Source organism: Pseudomonas sp. AK-TSAG1-1, assembly GCF_056821665.1.
Genome location: NZ_CM165965.1, coordinates 1809628 through 1825631, shown reverse-complemented (window position 1 = coordinate 1825631; position 16004 = coordinate 1809628). Strand labels below are relative to the sequence as shown.

Annotated in this window: 20 protein-coding genes; 5 read left to right on the top strand and 15 right to left on the bottom strand. The window is 62.5% G+C overall.

Annotated elements, in window-relative coordinates; genetic code table 11:
• Positions 1 to 211 precede the first annotated feature (211 nt).
• From AC1UK9_RS08365 to AC1UK9_RS08355, 3 genes are all read left to right on the top strand, one after another.
• A complete protein-coding gene (locus AC1UK9_RS08365; RefSeq protein WP_025111904.1) occupies positions 212 to 868 on the top strand; it encodes a peroxiredoxin-like family protein in 657 nt (218 codons plus the stop codon).
• Between the two features lie 27 nt (positions 869 to 895).
• Positions 896 to 1615 carry an SDR family oxidoreductase gene (locus tag AC1UK9_RS08360; protein WP_025111905.1) on the top strand — a complete coding sequence of 240 codons (720 nt, stop codon included), beginning with the start codon at positions 896 to 898 and terminating at the stop codon, positions 1613 to 1615.
• A 145-nt stretch (positions 1616 to 1760) separates the two neighbouring features.
• Positions 1761 to 2642: a LysR family transcriptional regulator gene (locus tag AC1UK9_RS08355; RefSeq protein WP_482579827.1), complete on the top strand. Its 882-nt coding sequence runs from the start codon at positions 1761 to 1763 to the stop codon at positions 2640 to 2642.
• A gap of 97 nt (positions 2643 to 2739) precedes the next feature.
• On the opposite strand, the gene AC1UK9_RS08350 is transcribed toward AC1UK9_RS08355, so the two are convergent.
• The 10 genes from AC1UK9_RS08350 to ccmA form a co-directional block, all read right to left on the bottom strand.
• Positions 2740 to 3144, bottom strand: coding sequence for a hypothetical protein (locus AC1UK9_RS08350; RefSeq protein ID WP_025111907.1), 405 nt, complete (start codon positions 3142 to 3144; stop codon positions 2740 to 2742).
• A 28-nt stretch (positions 3145 to 3172) separates the two neighbouring features.
• The gene (ccmI, locus tag AC1UK9_RS08345) at positions 3173 to 4375 is read right to left on the bottom strand and encodes a c-type cytochrome biogenesis protein CcmI (RefSeq protein ID WP_473014863.1); all 1203 of its coding nucleotides are present in this window, start codon (positions 4373 to 4375) and stop codon (positions 3173 to 3175) included.
• Complete coding sequence (locus AC1UK9_RS08340; protein WP_025111909.1) at positions 4372 to 4842, bottom strand: cytochrome c-type biogenesis protein; 471 nt, start codon at positions 4840 to 4842, stop codon at positions 4372 to 4374. Before AC1UK9_RS08340 ends, ccmI begins: the two co-directional genes overlap by 4 nt.
• Positions 4839 to 5375 (bottom strand): DsbE family thiol:disulfide interchange protein, encoded by a 537-nt coding sequence (locus AC1UK9_RS08335; protein ID WP_482579826.1) that lies wholly within the window; start codon positions 5373 to 5375, stop codon positions 4839 to 4841. The genes AC1UK9_RS08340 and AC1UK9_RS08335 overlap by 4 nt, the downstream gene beginning before the upstream one ends.
• On the bottom strand, positions 5372 to 7360 hold the full coding sequence (locus tag AC1UK9_RS08330) for a heme lyase CcmF/NrfE family subunit (protein WP_025111911.1): 1989 nt from the start codon (positions 7358 to 7360) through the stop codon (positions 5372 to 5374). Before AC1UK9_RS08330 ends, AC1UK9_RS08335 begins: the two co-directional genes overlap by 4 nt.
• A gap of 3 nt (positions 7361 to 7363) precedes the next feature.
• Positions 7364 to 7819, bottom strand: a complete 456-nt coding sequence (gene ccmE, locus AC1UK9_RS08325) for a cytochrome c maturation protein CcmE (protein WP_025111912.1) — start codon at positions 7817 to 7819, stop codon at positions 7364 to 7366.
• Positions 7816 to 7992 carry a heme exporter protein CcmD gene (gene ccmD / locus AC1UK9_RS08320; RefSeq protein ID WP_003222944.1) on the bottom strand — a complete coding sequence of 59 codons (177 nt, stop codon included), beginning with the start codon at positions 7990 to 7992 and terminating at the stop codon, positions 7816 to 7818. The genes ccmE and ccmD overlap by 4 nt, the downstream gene beginning before the upstream one ends.
• Positions 7989 to 8744 carry a heme ABC transporter permease gene (locus tag AC1UK9_RS08315; RefSeq protein ID WP_025111913.1) on the bottom strand — a complete coding sequence of 252 codons (756 nt, stop codon included), beginning with the start codon at positions 8742 to 8744 and terminating at the stop codon, positions 7989 to 7991. Before AC1UK9_RS08315 ends, ccmD begins: the two co-directional genes overlap by 4 nt.
• Before the next feature lie 92 nt (positions 8745 to 8836).
• Complete coding sequence (gene ccmB / locus AC1UK9_RS08310; protein WP_003222942.1) at positions 8837 to 9505, bottom strand: heme exporter protein CcmB; 669 nt, start codon at positions 9503 to 9505, stop codon at positions 8837 to 8839.
• On the bottom strand, positions 9502 to 10137 hold the full coding sequence (gene ccmA / locus AC1UK9_RS08305; protein ID WP_473014861.1) for a cytochrome c biogenesis heme-transporting ATPase CcmA: 636 nt from the start codon (positions 10135 to 10137) through the stop codon (positions 9502 to 9504). Before ccmA ends, ccmB begins: the two co-directional genes overlap by 4 nt.
• A 197-nt stretch (positions 10138 to 10334) precedes the next feature.
• Between ccmA and fliK the strand changes: the two genes are divergently transcribed.
• Both fliK and AC1UK9_RS08295 read left to right on the top strand, forming a co-directional pair.
• Positions 10335 to 11915, top strand: a complete 1581-nt coding sequence (gene fliK / locus AC1UK9_RS08300; protein WP_473014860.1) for a flagellar hook-length control protein FliK — start codon at positions 10335 to 10337, stop codon at positions 11913 to 11915.
• On the top strand, positions 11912 to 12241 hold the full coding sequence (locus tag AC1UK9_RS08295; protein ID WP_025111916.1) for an EscU/YscU/HrcU family type III secretion system export apparatus switch protein: 330 nt from the start codon (positions 11912 to 11914) through the stop codon (positions 12239 to 12241). The genes fliK and AC1UK9_RS08295 overlap by 4 nt, the downstream gene beginning before the upstream one ends.
• A 124-nt stretch (positions 12242 to 12365) precedes the next feature.
• Here the strand turns inward: AC1UK9_RS08295 and AC1UK9_RS08290 are convergent, their stop codons facing one another.
• The 5 genes from AC1UK9_RS08290 to motD form a co-directional block, all read right to left on the bottom strand.
• Positions 12366 to 12758, bottom strand: coding sequence for a DUF2802 domain-containing protein (locus tag AC1UK9_RS08290; RefSeq protein WP_025111918.1), 393 nt, complete (start codon positions 12756 to 12758; stop codon positions 12366 to 12368).
• On the bottom strand, positions 12759 to 13244 hold the full coding sequence (locus tag AC1UK9_RS08285) for a chemotaxis protein CheW (protein WP_025111919.1): 486 nt from the start codon (positions 13242 to 13244) through the stop codon (positions 12759 to 12761). It lies immediately after the preceding gene.
• A gap of 70 nt (positions 13245 to 13314) precedes the next feature.
• Positions 13315 to 14268: a CheW domain-containing protein gene (locus AC1UK9_RS08280; RefSeq protein ID WP_482579825.1), complete on the bottom strand. Its 954-nt coding sequence runs from the start codon at positions 14266 to 14268 to the stop codon at positions 13315 to 13317.
• Positions 14269 to 14270: 2 nt separating this feature from the next.
• Positions 14271 to 15059: a ParA family protein gene (locus AC1UK9_RS08275; RefSeq protein ID WP_025111921.1), complete on the bottom strand. Its 789-nt coding sequence runs from the start codon at positions 15057 to 15059 to the stop codon at positions 14271 to 14273.
• A 43-nt stretch (positions 15060 to 15102) separates the two neighbouring features.
• Complete coding sequence (gene motD, locus AC1UK9_RS08270) at positions 15103 to 15993, bottom strand: flagellar motor protein MotD (protein ID WP_025111922.1); 891 nt, start codon at positions 15991 to 15993, stop codon at positions 15103 to 15105.
• Between the last annotated feature and the right edge of the window lie 11 nt (positions 15994 to 16004).

Below are 16004 nucleotides of genomic sequence, written 5' to 3'. Positions count from 1 at the left end.
CTTGCTCCGGCCGAATAAAAATAACTCTAGAGTTATCTTTACTCAAGCACAGAAATCGATAGAACGACGTTCGGTTGTTTTACAGGGTGTGATCAACCCAGCCATTCCGGTGAAGCATGAATGCTATGCCCGGCACCTGCGTTCCGCTGCCCTCGCCTGACGGTCATCCTTGAATCGAGCCACTCACGGCTCTCCCCAAGGAATTTCGACCATGACCCTGCAAGCAAGACTCGATGCCTTCAAAGCCGACTTCAAGGCCGGCAAACCCCCTTACAACGCCCCCGCCGACATTCACCCGGTGATGGAGCGCGCCACTGCCGAACTGATCGCCGGCGGCGCGGCCAGCCGTGCCTTGAAAGTCGGCGACATGGCGCCTCTGTTCACCCTGAAAGACCCCGAAGGCCATCCCGTATCGTCGGTTGATCTGTTGGCGCAAGGGCCGTTGGTGCTGTCCTTCTATCGCGGTGTCTGGTGCCCGTACTGCAACATGGAACTGCAGGCGTTGCAGGCCTTTCTCCCTTCGATTCAGCACGCCGGGGCCAGTCTGCTGGCAATTTCGCCACAGATCGCCGCCAACAGCCGCAAGTCGCAACGCATCAACGAACTGCAGTTTCCGATCCTCAGCGACCCGCGCAATGACGTGGCGGCGGCGTTCGGCCTGCGCTTCGAATTACCGGATTACCTGATCGAGCTGTACAAGAACCTGCGTAACGACCTGCCGACCTTCAACGATGATCCATCGTGGACATTGCCAATGCCGGCGCGTTATGTGATTGGTCAGAATGGCGTGATTCGTTACGCCGAGGTCAACCCGGATTACACTCAGCGTCCCGAGCCTGAAGCGATGCTGGATGCATTGCGCGGCTGATCCGATCCCATGTGCCCAGGAGTTGCCATGACCCGACGTACTTTCCTCATCACTGGCGCCAGCAAGGGCATCGGCCGGGCGCTGGCCGAGCATCTGGACCGTGCCGGGCACCGGGTGGTGGGGATTGCCCGCCAGCCCGACCTGAGCTTTCCGGGCATCCTGTTTCCGTTGGACCTGAGTGATCGCGAGCTGACCCGTCAGGTGCTGGCCGAACTGGCGCGCACATATGAGTTCGATGGGCTGGTAAACAACGTCGGGCTGGTCCGCCCGCAGGCGCTGGGGGATATCGATCTGGACGCGTTCGACGACGTGATGCGTCTGAATCTGCATTCAGCGTTGCAGGCCACCCAGGCATTGCTGCCGGGGATGCGCACGCGGGGTTGGGGTCGGGTGGTGAACATCTCCAGCCTGACGGTACTGGGCATCACCCAACGTACAGCCTATGCGGCGGCGAAAGCGGCGCTGGTCAGCTTCACCCGTTCGTGGGCGCTGGAGCTGGCGCAGACCGGGATCACCGTGAATGCGGTGGCGCCAGGACCGACCGAGACGGAATTGTTTCGCGCCAACAATCCGCCGGGCAGCGAGGGTGAAGCGCGCTATCTGGCCGCAGTGCCGATGGGACGTCTGGGGCAGCCGGAGGAGATTGCCTCGGCGATTGCGTTTCTGTTATCCGAGCAGAGCGGGTTTATCACCGGGCAGACGTTGTTTGTCGATGGCGGCGCCTCAGTCGGCAAAGCCGCATTCTGACCAACACCCCATTCCCCTGTGGGAGTGAGCCTGCTCGCGATAGCGTCCGTCCAGCCAACATTGAATAGACGGCACACCGCTATCGCGAGCAGGCTCACTCCTACAGGGGTTATTCCACAGCCTCAAGATTGTGCAAGGACATGAGATGGACCGCCTCGCTGCCATGGAAACCTTCGTCTGCGTCGTCGAAACCGGCTCGTTTTCCGCCGCCGCCCGACGGCTGAATATCGGCCAGCCCGCCGTGTCGAAGACTATCGCGCAGCTGGAAAAGCACTTGGCGGTCAGCCTGTTGCTGCGCTCGACCCGGGGCCTGACCCCGACCGAGGCCGGGCTGGCCTATTTCGAACGCGCCAAACGCGCCATCGATGAAGCCAACGAGGCCGACAACGCCGCCCGAGGCAGCGCCGGCGGGTTGAGCGGCAACTTGCGCATCAGCGCTGCGGTGACCTTCGGCCGTCTGCACGTCGTACCGCACCTGGGGGCGTTTCTCGATCAGCATCCACAACTGAACATCGACTTGCTGCTCGACGACCGCAACATCAACCTCGTCGAAGAAGGCATCGATGTCGCCCTGCGCATGGGCGCCCTGACCGATTCGGGCCTGACCGCACGCAAGATCGCCGATTGCCGCCGCGTGGTGCTCGGCACCCCGGCCTACTTTGCCAAGCACGGCGAACCGAGCTGCCCCGCCGACCTGAGCAAACACCAGGCCGTCGTCTACAACCTCGGCGGCGGCACCGCCTGGCAATTCACCAAAGGCGCGAAACAACAATCGGTGATCCTCAGCGGACGTTTGCGCGTCAGCGCGGCCGAGGGCGTGCGCGAAGCGGTTCTGGCCGATCAGGGCCTGACGCTCGCCTCCGAATGGATGTTCGCCCCGGAACTGGCCAGCGGCGCGGTGAAAACCGTCATGCCTGACTGGACACTGCCTGATCTGGATTTATGGGCGGTATTTGCGACGGGGAGAATGGCCAGCGCCAAGGCGCGGGCGTTTGTCGAGTATGTGCAGGGGTTGTTGGCCAGCTGAACAGCCAGATCAAAAAATCACAGGCTTCGCCAGCGCCTGCAGGGTGGCGATTGCAACGCTTCAAAACAAAACGGCGATCCGAAAATCGCCGTTTTCATTACTGCCCGAACTGCTTGCCCAAACCCGGGGGCACGCCGTGAATGTCGGTGTCTTCCCACGGGCCGTTGGGGCCGATCGAGCGGCTCCAGCCGTTGTTCCAGCGGAAGTAGGTGCGCTGGCGATAGAAGGTGTTGGGCTGGTCGTCGAGGACGTAGACGCCGAGCTTCTGGTCCCAGTGGCTGTTGCCGCCGGGTGGCGGGGCGAAGCTGGCTGAGGTACGCGGGACAGGCTTGGACGGTTTGGCCGGAATGCTTTTGCCCGGGGTCGGCGAGGTCGACGGGGTCGGGCTCGGTTGTGACGGCGGGATCGGTGGCAGACTGGTGGTCGGCTCCGGTCGGTGCACCGCACATGCGCTCATGCCCAGGGCCAGTGTGATGACTGTGATGCGGGCGAGGCTGTGCATGGCGGTGCTTTCCTGTGGATTCCGGCGGCTATTTGTCCGGGCTGTCGATGATCAGTTTTTGTGGCGCGGTGGTGCTGCTGGCCAGTGGGCCGCTGCGCCCTACCCATTCCCCGGCGGTCGGCTGACCGGCACGGGAGATGCGCGCAACCAGTTGGACTTCAGGAAAGTTCGACAGTTTCAACTGCGGCATCATGGCGTCGGCATCGCCCAGCTCGATGGTCACCGGCAGATCGGCCACGGTCAGGCGCTTGGCCGCCAGCGGTGCCGGTGGGCCGGACGTGGCGCGCGCGAAGATGAACACGCTGTCATCCGGTTTCACCTTGCTGCGCAGTTCACTGGCCAGGTCAACGTGGACCCTGAGCAATGCAGCGACCTTGGCGGCCGGCGCTTCGGCGACCTTGCCGCCACTGGCCTGCAGGCGCTCGGTGGCGCGCTCGATCCCGCCTTGCAGCGCGGCGCGGGAGTTGTCGTCAGCGGGCAATTGCGCCAGCAGGCGATTCCAGTAATCGATGGCTTGCTGGTACCGCTCGCCCTCGAACGCTGCGATGCCCAGCAGGCCGAGGCTGGTGACTTCTTTCGGATCGGCTTTCAGCGCTTCGTCGGTCAGGGCCTGGATCTTGTCCGACCACTTCTTGCCATCGGCAAAGTATTGCGCCTGCGCCCACTGGCCGAGCAGTTCCGGCTGCCGACCCGCCAGGTTGGCCGCGCGTTCGAACATCTTCGCTGCGTCCGCCGGACGATCCTGAGCCATGTAGGTGCGACCAAGGAAGTACAGGCCTTCCGCCGAGTCCGGTTGCGCAGCAACGGCGCGCTCCAGACGTTGGGTCATCTCCTCCATCGATTGCGGCGCCTGGGCGAATTCGCGGGTCAGTTCGACCTTGTCGGCCGCGCCGAAATGCAGATACAGCCCCAGGCCCAACACCGGCACCAGCACCGCTGCCAGCAGCGGCAACGGTTTGCCCAGCTTCGAGACGCGCGGCGCGGTAACGCCTTCGGTGTCCGCGAGCAGTTCACGCGCCGCTTCCGCGCGGCCACTGTCCATTTGCGCGGCATCGAGTACGCCTTCGGCCTGCTGCGATTGCAACTCGGCCACGCGTTCCTGATACAACGCAACGTTCAGGGCAGTACGATCCTCTTCACGCTGGGCGCGACGGCCACGCAAAACCGGGATCAGCAGAAAACTCAGGGCGACCAGAAGCAACAGCCCTGCGGCAAGCCAGAAATCAATCATTCTTGGTTTTTATCCAACAGTTGGTCGAGGCGCTGACGTTCTTCGATGGACAGCGATTGCGGGGTCTCGGCGCGCTGGCCGCGACGACGGCGAACGATCACCACGATCACCACCAGACCACCCAGCAACAACCCGGCCGGGCCGAACCACAGCAGTGCGGTCTTGGCGTTGAGTGCCGGTTTGTAGCGGACGAAATCACCGTAGCGGTCGACCATGAAGTCGATGATCTGCTGATTGTCCTTGCCCTCGCCGAGCATGCGGAAAATCTCTTTGCGCAGGTCGGCGGCAATCGGTGCGTTGGAGTCGGCGATGTCCTGGTTCTGGCACTTGGGGCAGCGCAGTTCCTTGGTCAACTCGCGGAAACGCTCGCGATCACCTTCTTTGGCGAACTCATAGGTGTCGATCGCGGCATGCGCCACGCCGACCAGACTCAAGCCCAATACCACGGCGGCGAGAAAACGCTTCATGGCTTGGCCTCATCGACCAGCGCCTGATACTTGGCCGCGAGCTTCTCGCGCCAGACCTGCTCGTCGATCACACCCACGTACTTGTCGCGAATGATGCCCTTGGCGTCGATGAAGAAGGTTTCCGGCGCACCGTACACGCCGAGGTTCAGGCCCAGCGAGCCTTCGTCGTCACGGATGTCCAGCACATACGGGTTGTGGAACTCGGCCAGCCACTTAAAGGCATCGGTGTTGGTGTCCTTGTAGTTGATACCGTAGATCACCACGCCGCGCTCGGCGAGTTTGTTCAGCACCGGGTGCTCGACCCGGCAGGAAATGCACCAGGTGCCCCAGACGTTGACCAGCGCCGGCTTGCCGAGAATGTCCGCCTTGGTCAGGGTCTTGTCGCCCTGCACGTTCGGCAGGCTGAACTCCGGGAACGGCTTGTTGATCATCGCCGACGGCAGTTCCGCCGGATCGAGGTACAGACCGCGATAAAGAAATACCGCCACCAGCAGGAAAATCGCCAGTGGCACCAGCATCAACCAACGTCTCATGCAGCGGCTCCTTGCAGGCCAAGGGCTTCACGCACCCGGGCATTGACCTTGACGCGATAACGCCGATCCAGCGCCGCCAGCAACCCGCCCAGACCGGTGAGCAAGCCACCGAACCAGATCCAGCGCACGAACGGTTTGACGTGAACCCGCACCGCCCAGGCGCCGTTTTCCAACGGCTCGCCCAGAGCGACATAGAGGTCGCGGGTGAAGCCGGCGTCGATCCCGGCCTCGGTCATCATCGAGCTCTGCACGGTGTACAGGCGTTTTTCCGGATGCAGCACGCTGACTTCCTTGCCGTCGCGGATCACCCGGATGGTGCCCTTGTCGGAGGTGAAGTTCGGCCCCTCGAAGTGCTTGGCGCCTTCAAAGATGAAGTGATAACCGGCCAGGTCCATCGACTCGCCCGGCGCCAGGCGCAGGTCGCGCTCGGCACTGTTCTGGCTCGACAGCACCACACCGAGGGCGCACACGGCGATGCCCAGGTGCGCGATCTGCATGCCCCAGTAGCTGCGGGTCAGCGTTGGCAGGCCCTTGATCAGACCTTTGTGGCGGGTCTTGTCGACGATGTCGCGCACACCGGCCAGCAGTACCCACGCGGCGAGCAGGAAGGTGGCGATCACCGCCCAGTTGAAATCGCCGTAGGCGACACCGGCCACCACGGCCAAGGCGACGCTACCCAGCAACACCGGGGTCAGCATGTTCACCAGCCATTTCACCGGGGTGTCTTTCCAGCGCACGATCACACCGACCGCCATCACCACCATCAGCAATGCCATCAGCGGGATGAACAACGCATTGAAGTACGGCGGGCCAACCGACAGCTTGGCGCCGCTCAACGCATCGAGAATCAGCGGGTACAGAGTACCGAGCAGGATCATCGAGGCTGCGACCACCAGCACCAGGTTGTTGCCCAGCAGCAGGGTTTCCCGCGACCACAGGTTGAAGCCGACCTGGCTCTTGACCACCGGGGCGCGCAAGGCGAACAGCGTTAGCGAACCACCGACCACAAACAACAGGAAGATCAGGATGAACACGCCGCGCTCAGGATCTGAAGCAAACGCGTGCACCGACGTCAGCACACCGGAACGCACGAGGAACGTCCCGAGCAGACTGAGGGAGAACGCGGCAATCGCCAGCAACACCGTCCAGCTCTTGAACACGCCACGTTTTTCCGTGACCGCCAGCGAGTGGATCAGCGCCGTGCCGACCAGCCATGGCATGAACGAGGCGTTTTCCACCGGGTCCCAGAACCACCAGCCGCCCCAGCCGAGTTCGTAGTAAGCCCACCACGAACCGAGGGTGATGCCGATGCCGAGAAAGGCCCAGGCCACAATCGTCCATGGCCGCGACCAGCGTGCCCATGCGGCGTCGAGACGACCACCGAGCAATGCCGCGATGGCGAACGCGAACGCCACGGAGAAGCCGACATACCCCATGTACAGCATCGGCGGATGCACGATCAGGCCGATGTCTTGCAGCAACGGGTTGAGGTCACGACCATCCGCCGGAATCTGCGGCAGAATCCGCGAGAACGGGTTGGAGGTGAGGATCAGGAACAACAGGAAACCGGTGCTGATCATGCCCATCACTGCCAGCACGCGGGCGAGCATGACTTGCGGCAACTGGCGGGAGAACACCGATACGGCAAAAGTCCAGCCACCAAGGATCAGCGCCCACAGCAGCAGCGAGCCTTCGTGTGCGCCCCACACGGCGCTGAACTTGTAGTACCACGGCAGTGCGCTGTTGGAGTTCATCGCCACGTAGCCGACCGAAAAGTCGTCGGTCATGAACGCGTAGGTCAGGCAACCGAAGGCAAACAGCAGGAACGCGAACTGGCCCCATGCCGCCGGCTGAGCCAGGCCCATCCACAAACGGTCGCCGCGCCAGGCACCGAGCAGCGGCACCACGGCCTGCACCAGCGCAAAACACAGCGCCAGAATCATCGCCAGATGGCCGAGCTCGGGAATAAACAGTGCGGACGTCATCGATCAACCCTCCTTCGCTGGGGTCGGCGCGGATTGACCACTGTCTTTCAAGGCCTTGGTCACTTCGGGCGGCATGTACTTCTCGTCGTGCTTGGCCAGCACTTCATCGGCCACCACCACGCCGTCGGCGTTGAGTTTGCCCAGGGCGACAATGCCCTGCCCTTCGCGGAACAGATCCGGGAGGATGCCGCGATAGGTGATGGTCACGGATTTGTTGAAGTCGGTAACGATGAACTGCACGTCCAGCGAGTCTGACGAGCGCTGCAGCGAGCCCTTCTCGACCATGCCGCCGGCGCGAATGCGCGTGTCGTGCGGTGCTTCGCCGTTGGCGATCTGGGTCGGGGTGTAAAACAGGTTGATGTTTTCCTGCAGGGCGCTCAGGGCCAGGCCGACGGCAGCGCCGACCCCGACCAGAATGGCCAGAATGATGATCAGACGTTTTTTGCGCAGCGGATTCACTTGCCGTTCTCCCGGCGCAGACGACGCGCCTCTTGTTGCAGATAGCGCTTGCGGGCCGCGATCGGCGCCACCACGTTGAGGATCAGCACCGCCAGACAGATGCCGTAGGCCGACCAGACATACAGGCCATGATGGCCCATGGCGAGGAAGTCGCCGAATGAAGCAAAACTCATCGAGCGGCCTCCAGACTGTTCTGCACTTCTTCTTTGACCCAACTGGCGCGGGCTTCGCGCTTGAGCACCTCAAGGCGCATGCGCAGCAACAGCACGGCGCCGAAGAAGCAGTAGAATCCCAGCACCGTCAGCAGCAGCGGCAGCCACATTTCGGCCGGCATCGCCGGCTTTTCGGTGAGGGTGAAGGTGGCGCCCTGGTGCAGGGTGTTCCACCACTCCACCGAGTACTTGATGATCGGGATGTTGATCACGCCGACGATCGCCAGTACCGCGCAGGCCTTGGCGGCGCTGTCACGGTTGCTGATGGCATTGCCCAGCGCGATCACCCCGAAATACAGGAACAGCAGAATCAGCATCGAGGTCAGACGCGCGTCCCAGACCCACCAGGAACCCCAGGTCGGCTTGCCCCAGATCGCCCCGGTGACCAGCGCCACGGCGGTCATCCACGCGCCGATAGGGGCCGCACATTGCAGGGCGACGTCGGCCAGTTTCATTTTCCAGACCAGCCCGACCACACCGCACACCGCCAGCATCACGTAGATCGACTGCGCAAGCATCGCGGCAGGCACGTGGATGTAGATGATGCGAAAGCTGTTGCCCTGCTGATAATCCGGCGGTGCGAAGGCCAGGCCCCAGACAACGCCCACGGTGATCAGCAGCAACGCTGCAATGCTCAGCCACGGCAGAAACTTGCTGCTGATGCCGTAGAACCACTTGGGCGAGCCGAGCTTGTGAAACCAGGTCCAGTTCATACTGTTTCCATCACGGGTGCCGCTCATCGGTGTGAGCTGGCAAGGGTCATTCTTTCAAAAAAAAGCGGTCAATTTTTGACCAGACCTCATTATTATTCGCCGACGCTGATCTTCAGGCCAGCAGCTATTGCAAAAGGTGTCAGGGTGATCGCCAGGGCGGTCAGGCTACCCAGCCACAGCAGATACCCGGTCGCCGGCATGCCTTGCAAGGCGGCCTGCAAGGCGCCGCTGCCAAGGATCAACACCGGGATGTACAACGGCAGAATCAGCAGCGCCAGCAACAGGCCGCCGCGTTTCAAACCGACCGTCAGCGCCGCGCCCACCGCACCGAGCAAACTCAGTACCGGTGTCCCCAGCAGCAACGACAACAGCAACACTGGCAGGCAGGCGACCGGCAAACCGAGCATCAGCGCCAGCAAGGGCGAGAGCAAAACCAGTGCCAGACCCGAGAACAGCCAGTGTGCCAGCACCTTGGCCAGGACCAACAGTGGCAGCGGGTGCGGCGAAAGGACCCACTGCTCAAGGGATCCGTCCTCGAAATCACTGCGAAACAGCCCGTCCAGCGAGAGCAGGACCGACAACAGCGCGGCCACCCAGACTAACCCCGGGGACAGGTTTTGCAACACTTGAGTTTCCGGGCCGACGGCCAGCGGGAACAAAGCGATGACGATGGCGAAGAAAATCAGCGGATTGGCCAGTTCGGCCGGGCGACGAAACAGCAGGCGGGACTCACGGGCAACCAGCAGACCGAACACACTCATACTGCCCAGTTCCCCAGATCGATGTCGCGATAACCGGCCGGCATCCGGCTCAGTGTGTGGTGCGTGGTCAGCACCACCAGGCCGCCACTTTCGCAGTGCCTGGCCAGGTGTTCTTCGAGTTGCGCCACGCCCTGTTTGTCGAGCGCGGTGAACGGCTCGTCGAGAATCCACAGTGGCGGGCTGTCCAGATACAGGCGCGCCAACGCCACGCGACGTTGCTGACCAGCGGACAGGGTATGGCAGGGAACATCTTCGAAACCGCGCAATCCTACGGCTGCCAACGCCTGCCAGATCGCCTCGCGTTCGGCAGGTTGATGCAGGGCGCAGAGCCAGGACAGGTTCTCTTCCGGAGTCAGCAGATCCTTGATCCCGGCGGCGTGGCCGATCCACAACAGGTTGCGCGCCAGTTCGCTCGGCTGCGCAGTCAAGGGCTCACCGTTGAGCAACACCTGACCGCTGGTCGGCTGCATCAACCCCGACAACAGGCGCAGCAAACTGGTTTTGCCGCTGCCGTTGGGACCGCTGATCTGCACCATATCGCCACTGGCCAGTCTCAATTCGAGATTTTCGAAGAGCAGCCGCAGGTCTCGCTCACAGGCGAGGGCAACGGTTTGCAGGACGGGACTGGTCAAGGGATCACGGGCCTTATACGGTTCAAGTCGGCTCTGGCGCGGCCGTTAAAGAGATGCAGGATAAATGCAATGACGGTGCGAACCAGAGAGCTGGATCAAACAATTGCTATGTTTTCTGAACGAAGCGCAAGACGCGCGGCATTATACATGCCGTGTCTTACTCTCAAGAGTGCAATTTCCTCAGGTTGTGTCCGCGTATGACAGGCGAAATGAACATCCTCCCGCTCCCGCCCACCACCCCGGCGAACGCTCGTCCGCTGGTGATGAGCGGTGAGTTGCTCAAGCTGCTGACCCCGGTCGAAGGCTTGATCGGTGCCGGGCAAAGTGCCCAGGCCGAGGTGCTGTCGCTCAAGCAGGCGGATCAGACCTTTCAACTGCTGCTCAAAGTGACCGTCGACGGCGGCCGCCAGACCACCGTGCAAGCCAGCAGTAACCTGCCACTGCCGGCCGGAACCAGCCTGGCCGTCACCCAACCGTCGGCGGGCAATCTGGCGATCACCGTGCAGCAGGCCATCGCCAGCAGCGTCGCCGCCCTCACCCGCATCGACACCGCGCAGTTGCCGGTCGGTACGCTTTTGCAAGGCAAGGTGCTGACCTCGCAGACACTGCCGCAAGTGCCGGGGCAGCCGACGGTGTACCGCTCGCTGGTGAGCCTGCTCAACACCGCGCAGAGCGGTGCCACGCTGGACATCGACAGCCCGACGCCATTGCGCATCGGCACCCTGCTCTCGGCGTTGGTCGAGGATTCGCAAACCCTCAAGTTCGTGCCGCTGAGCAGCCGTCAGGAACAATTGGCGGTGAGTCAGCAACTGCTTGGCCAGCAGAGTCGCCAGGGCTCGCTGGACGGCTTGCTCAATGCCTTGCAAAACCTGCCGAGCGACGACGACCAGACTTCGCAGGATCTGCGCGCTGCCGTCGTGCGCCTGCTCGCCAACCTGCCCGACGTGCAGCAGATGAGCACCGCCAAAGGCGTGGCCATGGCCCTGGCCAACAGCGGCGCCTTTCTCGAAGCCAAATTGCTGACCGGACAGAGTCCGGCGCTGGCCCCGGACATGAAAGCCGATCTGCTCAAGTTGATCGCGCAGCTGTCACCGGGTGCGCCGGGCAATGCCAGCTTCAACGCGATCATCGCCGCCAACACCCTGGCACAAGCGCTGCCAAGTTTCGTGCGCAACGCCCTTGGCACTCTCGGCCAGGTCAGCGCCAAACCAGTGCCGAGCAGCTTTCCGCTGCCCGACCGCTTGCTGCAAAGCCTGGACGACGAAGGCGATCTGGAGCATTTGCTGCGTCTCGCTGCGGCGGCCGTGTCGCGCCTGCAAAGTCATCAGCTGTCGAGCCTGGAACAGACCGGAGTCACCGATGACGGCCGTCTGCTCAGCACCTGGCAGCTGGAAATCCCCATGCGCAACCTGCAGGACATCGTGCCGTTGCAGGTCAAGTTCCAACGCGAAGAAGCCCCGGAAAAAGAACCGCAGCCCAACGAACGCCGTGACGAACGCGAGCCCAGGCAACAGCTGTGGCGCGTCGATCTGGCCTTCGATATGGAGCCATTGGGGCCGATGCAGATTCAGGCTCAGTTGATCGCCGGCAGCCTGTCGAGTCAGCTCTGGGCGGAACGCCCGTACACCGCCGACCTGATCGAAACCAACCTGTTCGCGCTGCGCCAGCGCTTGCTCGATCGCGGGCTGAACGTCGGCGATCTCGACTGCCACCTCGGCACTCCGCCGCAGGGCGGCCAAACTCGCCTCGAACACCGCTGGGTCGACGAAACCGCATGAACGACAGCACCGCTCCACGCCAGGCCATCGCCCTCAAATACGACGGCAACCACGCCCCGACCCTCACCGCCAAGGGCGACGAGGAACTGGCCGAAGAAATCCTGCGCATTGCCCGCGACTGTGAAGTACCGATCTATGAGAACGCCGAGCTGGTGCGGCTGTTGGCGCGCATGGAACTGGGCGACAGCATCCCCGAAGAGCTGTACCGCACGATTGCCGAGATCATCGCGTTTGCATGGAATCTGAAGGGGAAATTCCCCGAGGGACACGATCCGCAGGCGCCGATGGTCGAGAAGGACGTCACCGAACGCGGGGATGATTATTGAGGTTCTGGAGGCCCCTTCGCGAGCAAGCCCGCTCCCACACTCGACCGCATTCCTTCAACAGGATCGCGGTCAACTGTGGGAGCGGGCTTGCTCGCGAAGGGCGATTTCAGCTTTAGAGCAAAAATCAGCTTCTGTGCAACTTGCGCATCAACTCCGCTTCAGCCTGGGTCAACCCGCAGGACTGCGTCAGCTCATCGACGCTCGCGCCCATGCCCACCAGTTTCGCCGCCTGGGCAAACGACAGGCTCGATGGATCGCGCTGCTCTAGCGCAACAATCTTGTCCGGCAACGGAGCAACTACCGAGCGCAGCTCGTGCAGGGCTTCGCCCATGCGCACGTTGCCGTTCTGGTAGTCGTCGACGCGCTTGGCCAGGTCCTTGATGCGCTGATCACGCAGCGCATCGCCCTGAGCCTGTTGCGCAGCGATCAGCCGCTGCGCCTTGATGTACGCCAGAAACATTGCCAGCGTGCCTGCCCAGAAGAGGAACAGGACAATGACCGCAACCTCGAGAATCAATCAGATGCTCTCCAGTTCCGACCATTCTTCTTCGCTCATCATCTTGTCCAGCTCGACCAGGATCAGCAACTCGTTGTTCTTGTTGCACACGCCCTGGATGAACTTGGCCGACTCTTCGTTACCGACGTTTGGCGCGGTCTCGATTTCCGACTGACGCAGATAAACCACTTCAGCCACGCTGTCGACCATGATGCCGACGACTTGCTTGTCAGCTTCGATGATGACGATACGGGTGTTGTCGCTGATCTCGCCGGTGCTCAGGCCGAAGCGCTGACGGGTGTCGATCACGGTGACCACGTTACCGCGCAGGTTGATGATGCCCAGCACGTAGCTTGGCGCACCCGGCACGGGAGCGATCTCGGTGTAGCGCAGGACTTCCTGAACGCGCATCACGTTGATGCCGTAGGTTTCGTTGTCCAGCTTGAAGGTTACCCATTGCAGGATCGGATCTTCAGAACCCTTTGCCGCCGTCGCCTTGTCGTTCATACCCTAGCCCCTCGAAGTACCGCGCTCGCGGTGTATGTTTCGTTCGCCGGCATGGCTATGCCGGTGTCTGTTATGTCGGTTTGTGATTCGGCTTACTGCCGGACATGTGCTTAGCCCCACCGCTGGCGATCAACTCGGCCAGTGCAGCGACATCAAGCAATGCGCACATGTGTTCAATCACCGTGCCGGCGAGCCATGGCCGCTGACCCCGGTGACTTCTCCATTTGATTTCATTCGGGTCCAGGCGCAACGAACGGCTGACCTGATGCACCGCCAGGCCCCATTCGTAACCTTGTACCGAAATCACGTACTGCAGGCCCTGACGGAAGTCATCGCGATAGCGATCCGGCATGACCCAACGCGCGGTATCCAGCACTTTCAGATTGCCGGCCTGGCTCGGCAGAATCCCGAGGAACCATTCCGGCTGCCCGAACAGCGGCGTCAGCTCATGCCCGGCCAGTGAATAAATCGAGCCCAGGCACACCAGCGGCACCGCCAGGGTCAGCCCGGCAACGTCGAACAGCAGGCATTCGAAGGCTTCGGAGGCCCAGGCGGGACGCCCCTCGGTCTCTACCGGTGGCGGCGTATTGCTTGGCGGCAGATGCACTTCCACCAGCGGCGTCACCAGCGTCTGCTCGACGGGTGCAGGTGCGACCGGTGCCGGTTCGACCACCACCGGTTCCGGTGCAGTGTTCAGTAACCGGGTTTGCAGCAGCGGTGCGAGCGTCGAAACCGCTGCGCGCACCGGCTCAGCCTGTTCGATCAACGCGACCGGGGCCTTGGCCACCGGCGCGGCGGCAGGCGCAGCCACCGGCGCGGCAGGTTTGGCCGTTTTCTGTGCGTCACGTGCCTGCTCTTCAAGTACCGCCGCCTGGAACTCGTCCAGTGCCTCGGTGCTTTCGGTAACCTTAGGCTGCGCCTCGATTGCCGGCGGCAGCTCCTCAGGAATCTCCTGCAGCAGGCCATCCAGATAAGACTGCAGCGCCAACTGCGGACGCGAGGTGAGCTTGACGGGGCGGTTCATGCTCACGCCACCGCCGGAACAAGTTGTTGCGCCAGCAGATGCTTGAGCAGCGCGCGGTAAGCCAGCACGCCACGGCTCTTGCCGTCGAATTGCGAAGGCGTGACACCGGCCCGGCTGGCGTCGCGCAGGCGGGTATCGACCGGGATATAACCCTGCCAGATCTCGTCGGGGAATTTGTCACGCAGCACGCGCAAGGTGCCCAGCGACGCTTGGGTGCGGCGGTCGAACAGGGTCGGCACGATGCTGAACGGCAGCGCCTGTTTGCGCGAACGGTTGATCATCGCCAGGGTGTTGACCATGCGCTCCAGGCCTTTGACGGCCAGGTGCTCGGTCTGCACCGGGATCACCAGTTGCTGGCTCGCCGCCAGGGCGTTGACCATCAACACGCCCAGCAACGGCGGGCTGTCGATCACCGCGTAATCGAAATCCTGCCACAGTTGCGCCAGACTCTTGGCGATCACCAGGCCCAGGCCACTCTGGCCCGGCGACTGACGCTCAAGGGTCGCGAGTGCGGTACTCGACGGCAGCAGCGAAATGCGCTCGTCGCTGGTCGACAGCAGCAACTGCCCGGGCAAGCCTTGTGGCACGCTGCCCTTGTGCAGAAACAGGTCGTAATTGCTGTGTTCCAGGCTGTCGGGGTCGTAGCCGAAATAGCTGGTCATCGAGCCGTGCGGGTCGAGATCGACCACAACCACGCGCTTGCCCGCCTCCGCCAGCAATCCGGCTAAAGCGATGGAAGATGTGGTTTTACCGACACCACCCTTTTGATTGGCGACTGCCCAGACTCTCATTCGGTTCGTTCCTCCCGGCCGAGATGCTCGACCGAGACATAGCTCAGCGTATTAATGCGGGTGACGGAGAATTGACGGCACTCTCGCGTCCCGGCGTCTTGACCGGGGTCGGTGCAGTTTGTGTGCCAGCGCGCTTCAATGCCGCGTCCGGTTGCGCGTTGGCGGTTCCGGTGCCGGTCAAACTGCGGCGTACATCGAGATTGCGCGACACCACCAGCACCACCCGACGGTTCTTCGCGCGGCCTTCGGCAGTGGCGTTGTTGGCCACTGGCTGGAACTCGCCGTAGCCCACCGAAGCCAGACGGCCAGGGTTCACACCCTGCATCGCCAGCATCCGGACGATGCTCGCCGAACGCGCCGAAGACAGCTCCCAGTTAGTCGGGTACTGCGCGGTGCGGATCGGCTGATCGTCGGTAAAACCTTCGACGTGGATCGGGTTGTCGAACGGTTTGAGGATCGCCGCGACCTTGTCGATGATGTTGAAAGCGATATCGCTTGGCATGGCGTCGCCACTGCCGAACAACAGGCTGGAATTGAGTTCGATCTCGACCCACAACTCGTTGCCGCGCACCGTCATCTGGTTGGAGGCGATCAGGTCGCCGAACGCGGCGCTGATGTCATCGGCAATGCTTTTCAACGGATCGCTGGCACCGGCGATACCGGCGTCAACCTGCTCGCTGTCCTTGACCAGCGGCTTGGCCGGGGTCACGGTCTTCGGTCGCTCATCGCCAATCGGGATCGGCTTGAGCGAGCGATCGGAGTCGGTGAAGACCCCGATCAGCGCTTCGGAAATGACCTTGTACTTGCCTTCGTTGATCGACGAGATCGAGTACATCACCACGAAAAAAGCGAACAGCAGCGTGATGAAGTCCGCATAGGACACGAGCCAGCGCTCGTGATTAACATGTTCTTCCTGGTGCCTGCGACGAGCCATAGTCCATTACC

Excerpts from the sequence above, each read along its gene's own strand:
- AC1UK9_RS08365 (WP_025111904.1), top strand. The coding sequence starts at position 212 with ATGACCCTGCAAGCAAGACTCGATGCCTTCAAAGCCGACTTCAAGGCC.
- AC1UK9_RS08360 (WP_025111905.1), top strand. The coding sequence starts at position 896 with ATGACCCGACGTACTTTCCTCATCACTGGCGCCAGCAAGGGCATCGGC.
- AC1UK9_RS08355 (WP_482579827.1), top strand. The coding sequence starts at position 1,761 with ATGGACCGCCTCGCTGCCATGGAAACCTTCGTCTGCGTCGTCGAAACC.
- AC1UK9_RS08350 (WP_025111907.1), bottom strand. The coding sequence starts at position 3,144 with ATGCACAGCCTCGCCCGCATCACAGTCATCACACTGGCCCTGGGCATG.
- ccmI (WP_473014863.1), bottom strand. The coding sequence starts at position 4,375 with ATGATTGATTTCTGGCTTGCCGCAGGGCTGTTGCTTCTGGTCGCCCTG.
- AC1UK9_RS08340 (WP_025111909.1), bottom strand. The coding sequence starts at position 4,842 with ATGAAGCGTTTTCTCGCCGCCGTGGTATTGGGCTTGAGTCTGGTCGGC.
- AC1UK9_RS08335 (WP_482579826.1), bottom strand. The coding sequence starts at position 5,375 with ATGAGACGTTGGTTGATGCTGGTGCCACTGGCGATTTTCCTGCTGGTG.
- AC1UK9_RS08330 (WP_025111911.1), bottom strand. The coding sequence starts at position 7,360 with ATGACGTCCGCACTGTTTATTCCCGAGCTCGGCCATCTGGCGATGATT.
- ccmD (WP_003222944.1), bottom strand. The coding sequence starts at position 7,992 with ATGAGTTTTGCTTCATTCGGCGACTTCCTCGCCATGGGCCATCATGGC.
- AC1UK9_RS08315 (WP_025111913.1), bottom strand. The coding sequence starts at position 8,744 with ATGAACTGGACCTGGTTTCACAAGCTCGGCTCGCCCAAGTGGTTCTAC.
- ccmB (WP_003222942.1), bottom strand. The coding sequence starts at position 9,505 with ATGAGTGTGTTCGGTCTGCTGGTTGCCCGTGAGTCCCGCCTGCTGTTT.
- fliK (WP_473014860.1), top strand. The coding sequence starts at position 10,335 with ATGACAGGCGAAATGAACATCCTCCCGCTCCCGCCCACCACCCCGGCG.
- AC1UK9_RS08295 (WP_025111916.1), top strand. The coding sequence starts at position 11,912 with ATGAACGACAGCACCGCTCCACGCCAGGCCATCGCCCTCAAATACGAC.
- AC1UK9_RS08285 (WP_025111919.1), bottom strand. The coding sequence starts at position 13,244 with ATGAACGACAAGGCGACGGCGGCAAAGGGTTCTGAAGATCCGATCCTG.
- AC1UK9_RS08280 (WP_482579825.1), bottom strand. The coding sequence starts at position 14,268 with ATGAACCGCCCCGTCAAGCTCACCTCGCGTCCGCAGTTGGCGCTGCAG.
- AC1UK9_RS08275 (WP_025111921.1), bottom strand. The coding sequence starts at position 15,059 with ATGAGAGTCTGGGCAGTCGCCAATCAAAAGGGTGGTGTCGGTAAAACC.
- motD (WP_025111922.1), bottom strand. The coding sequence starts at position 15,993 with ATGGCTCGTCGCAGGCACCAGGAAGAACATGTTAATCACGAGCGCTGG.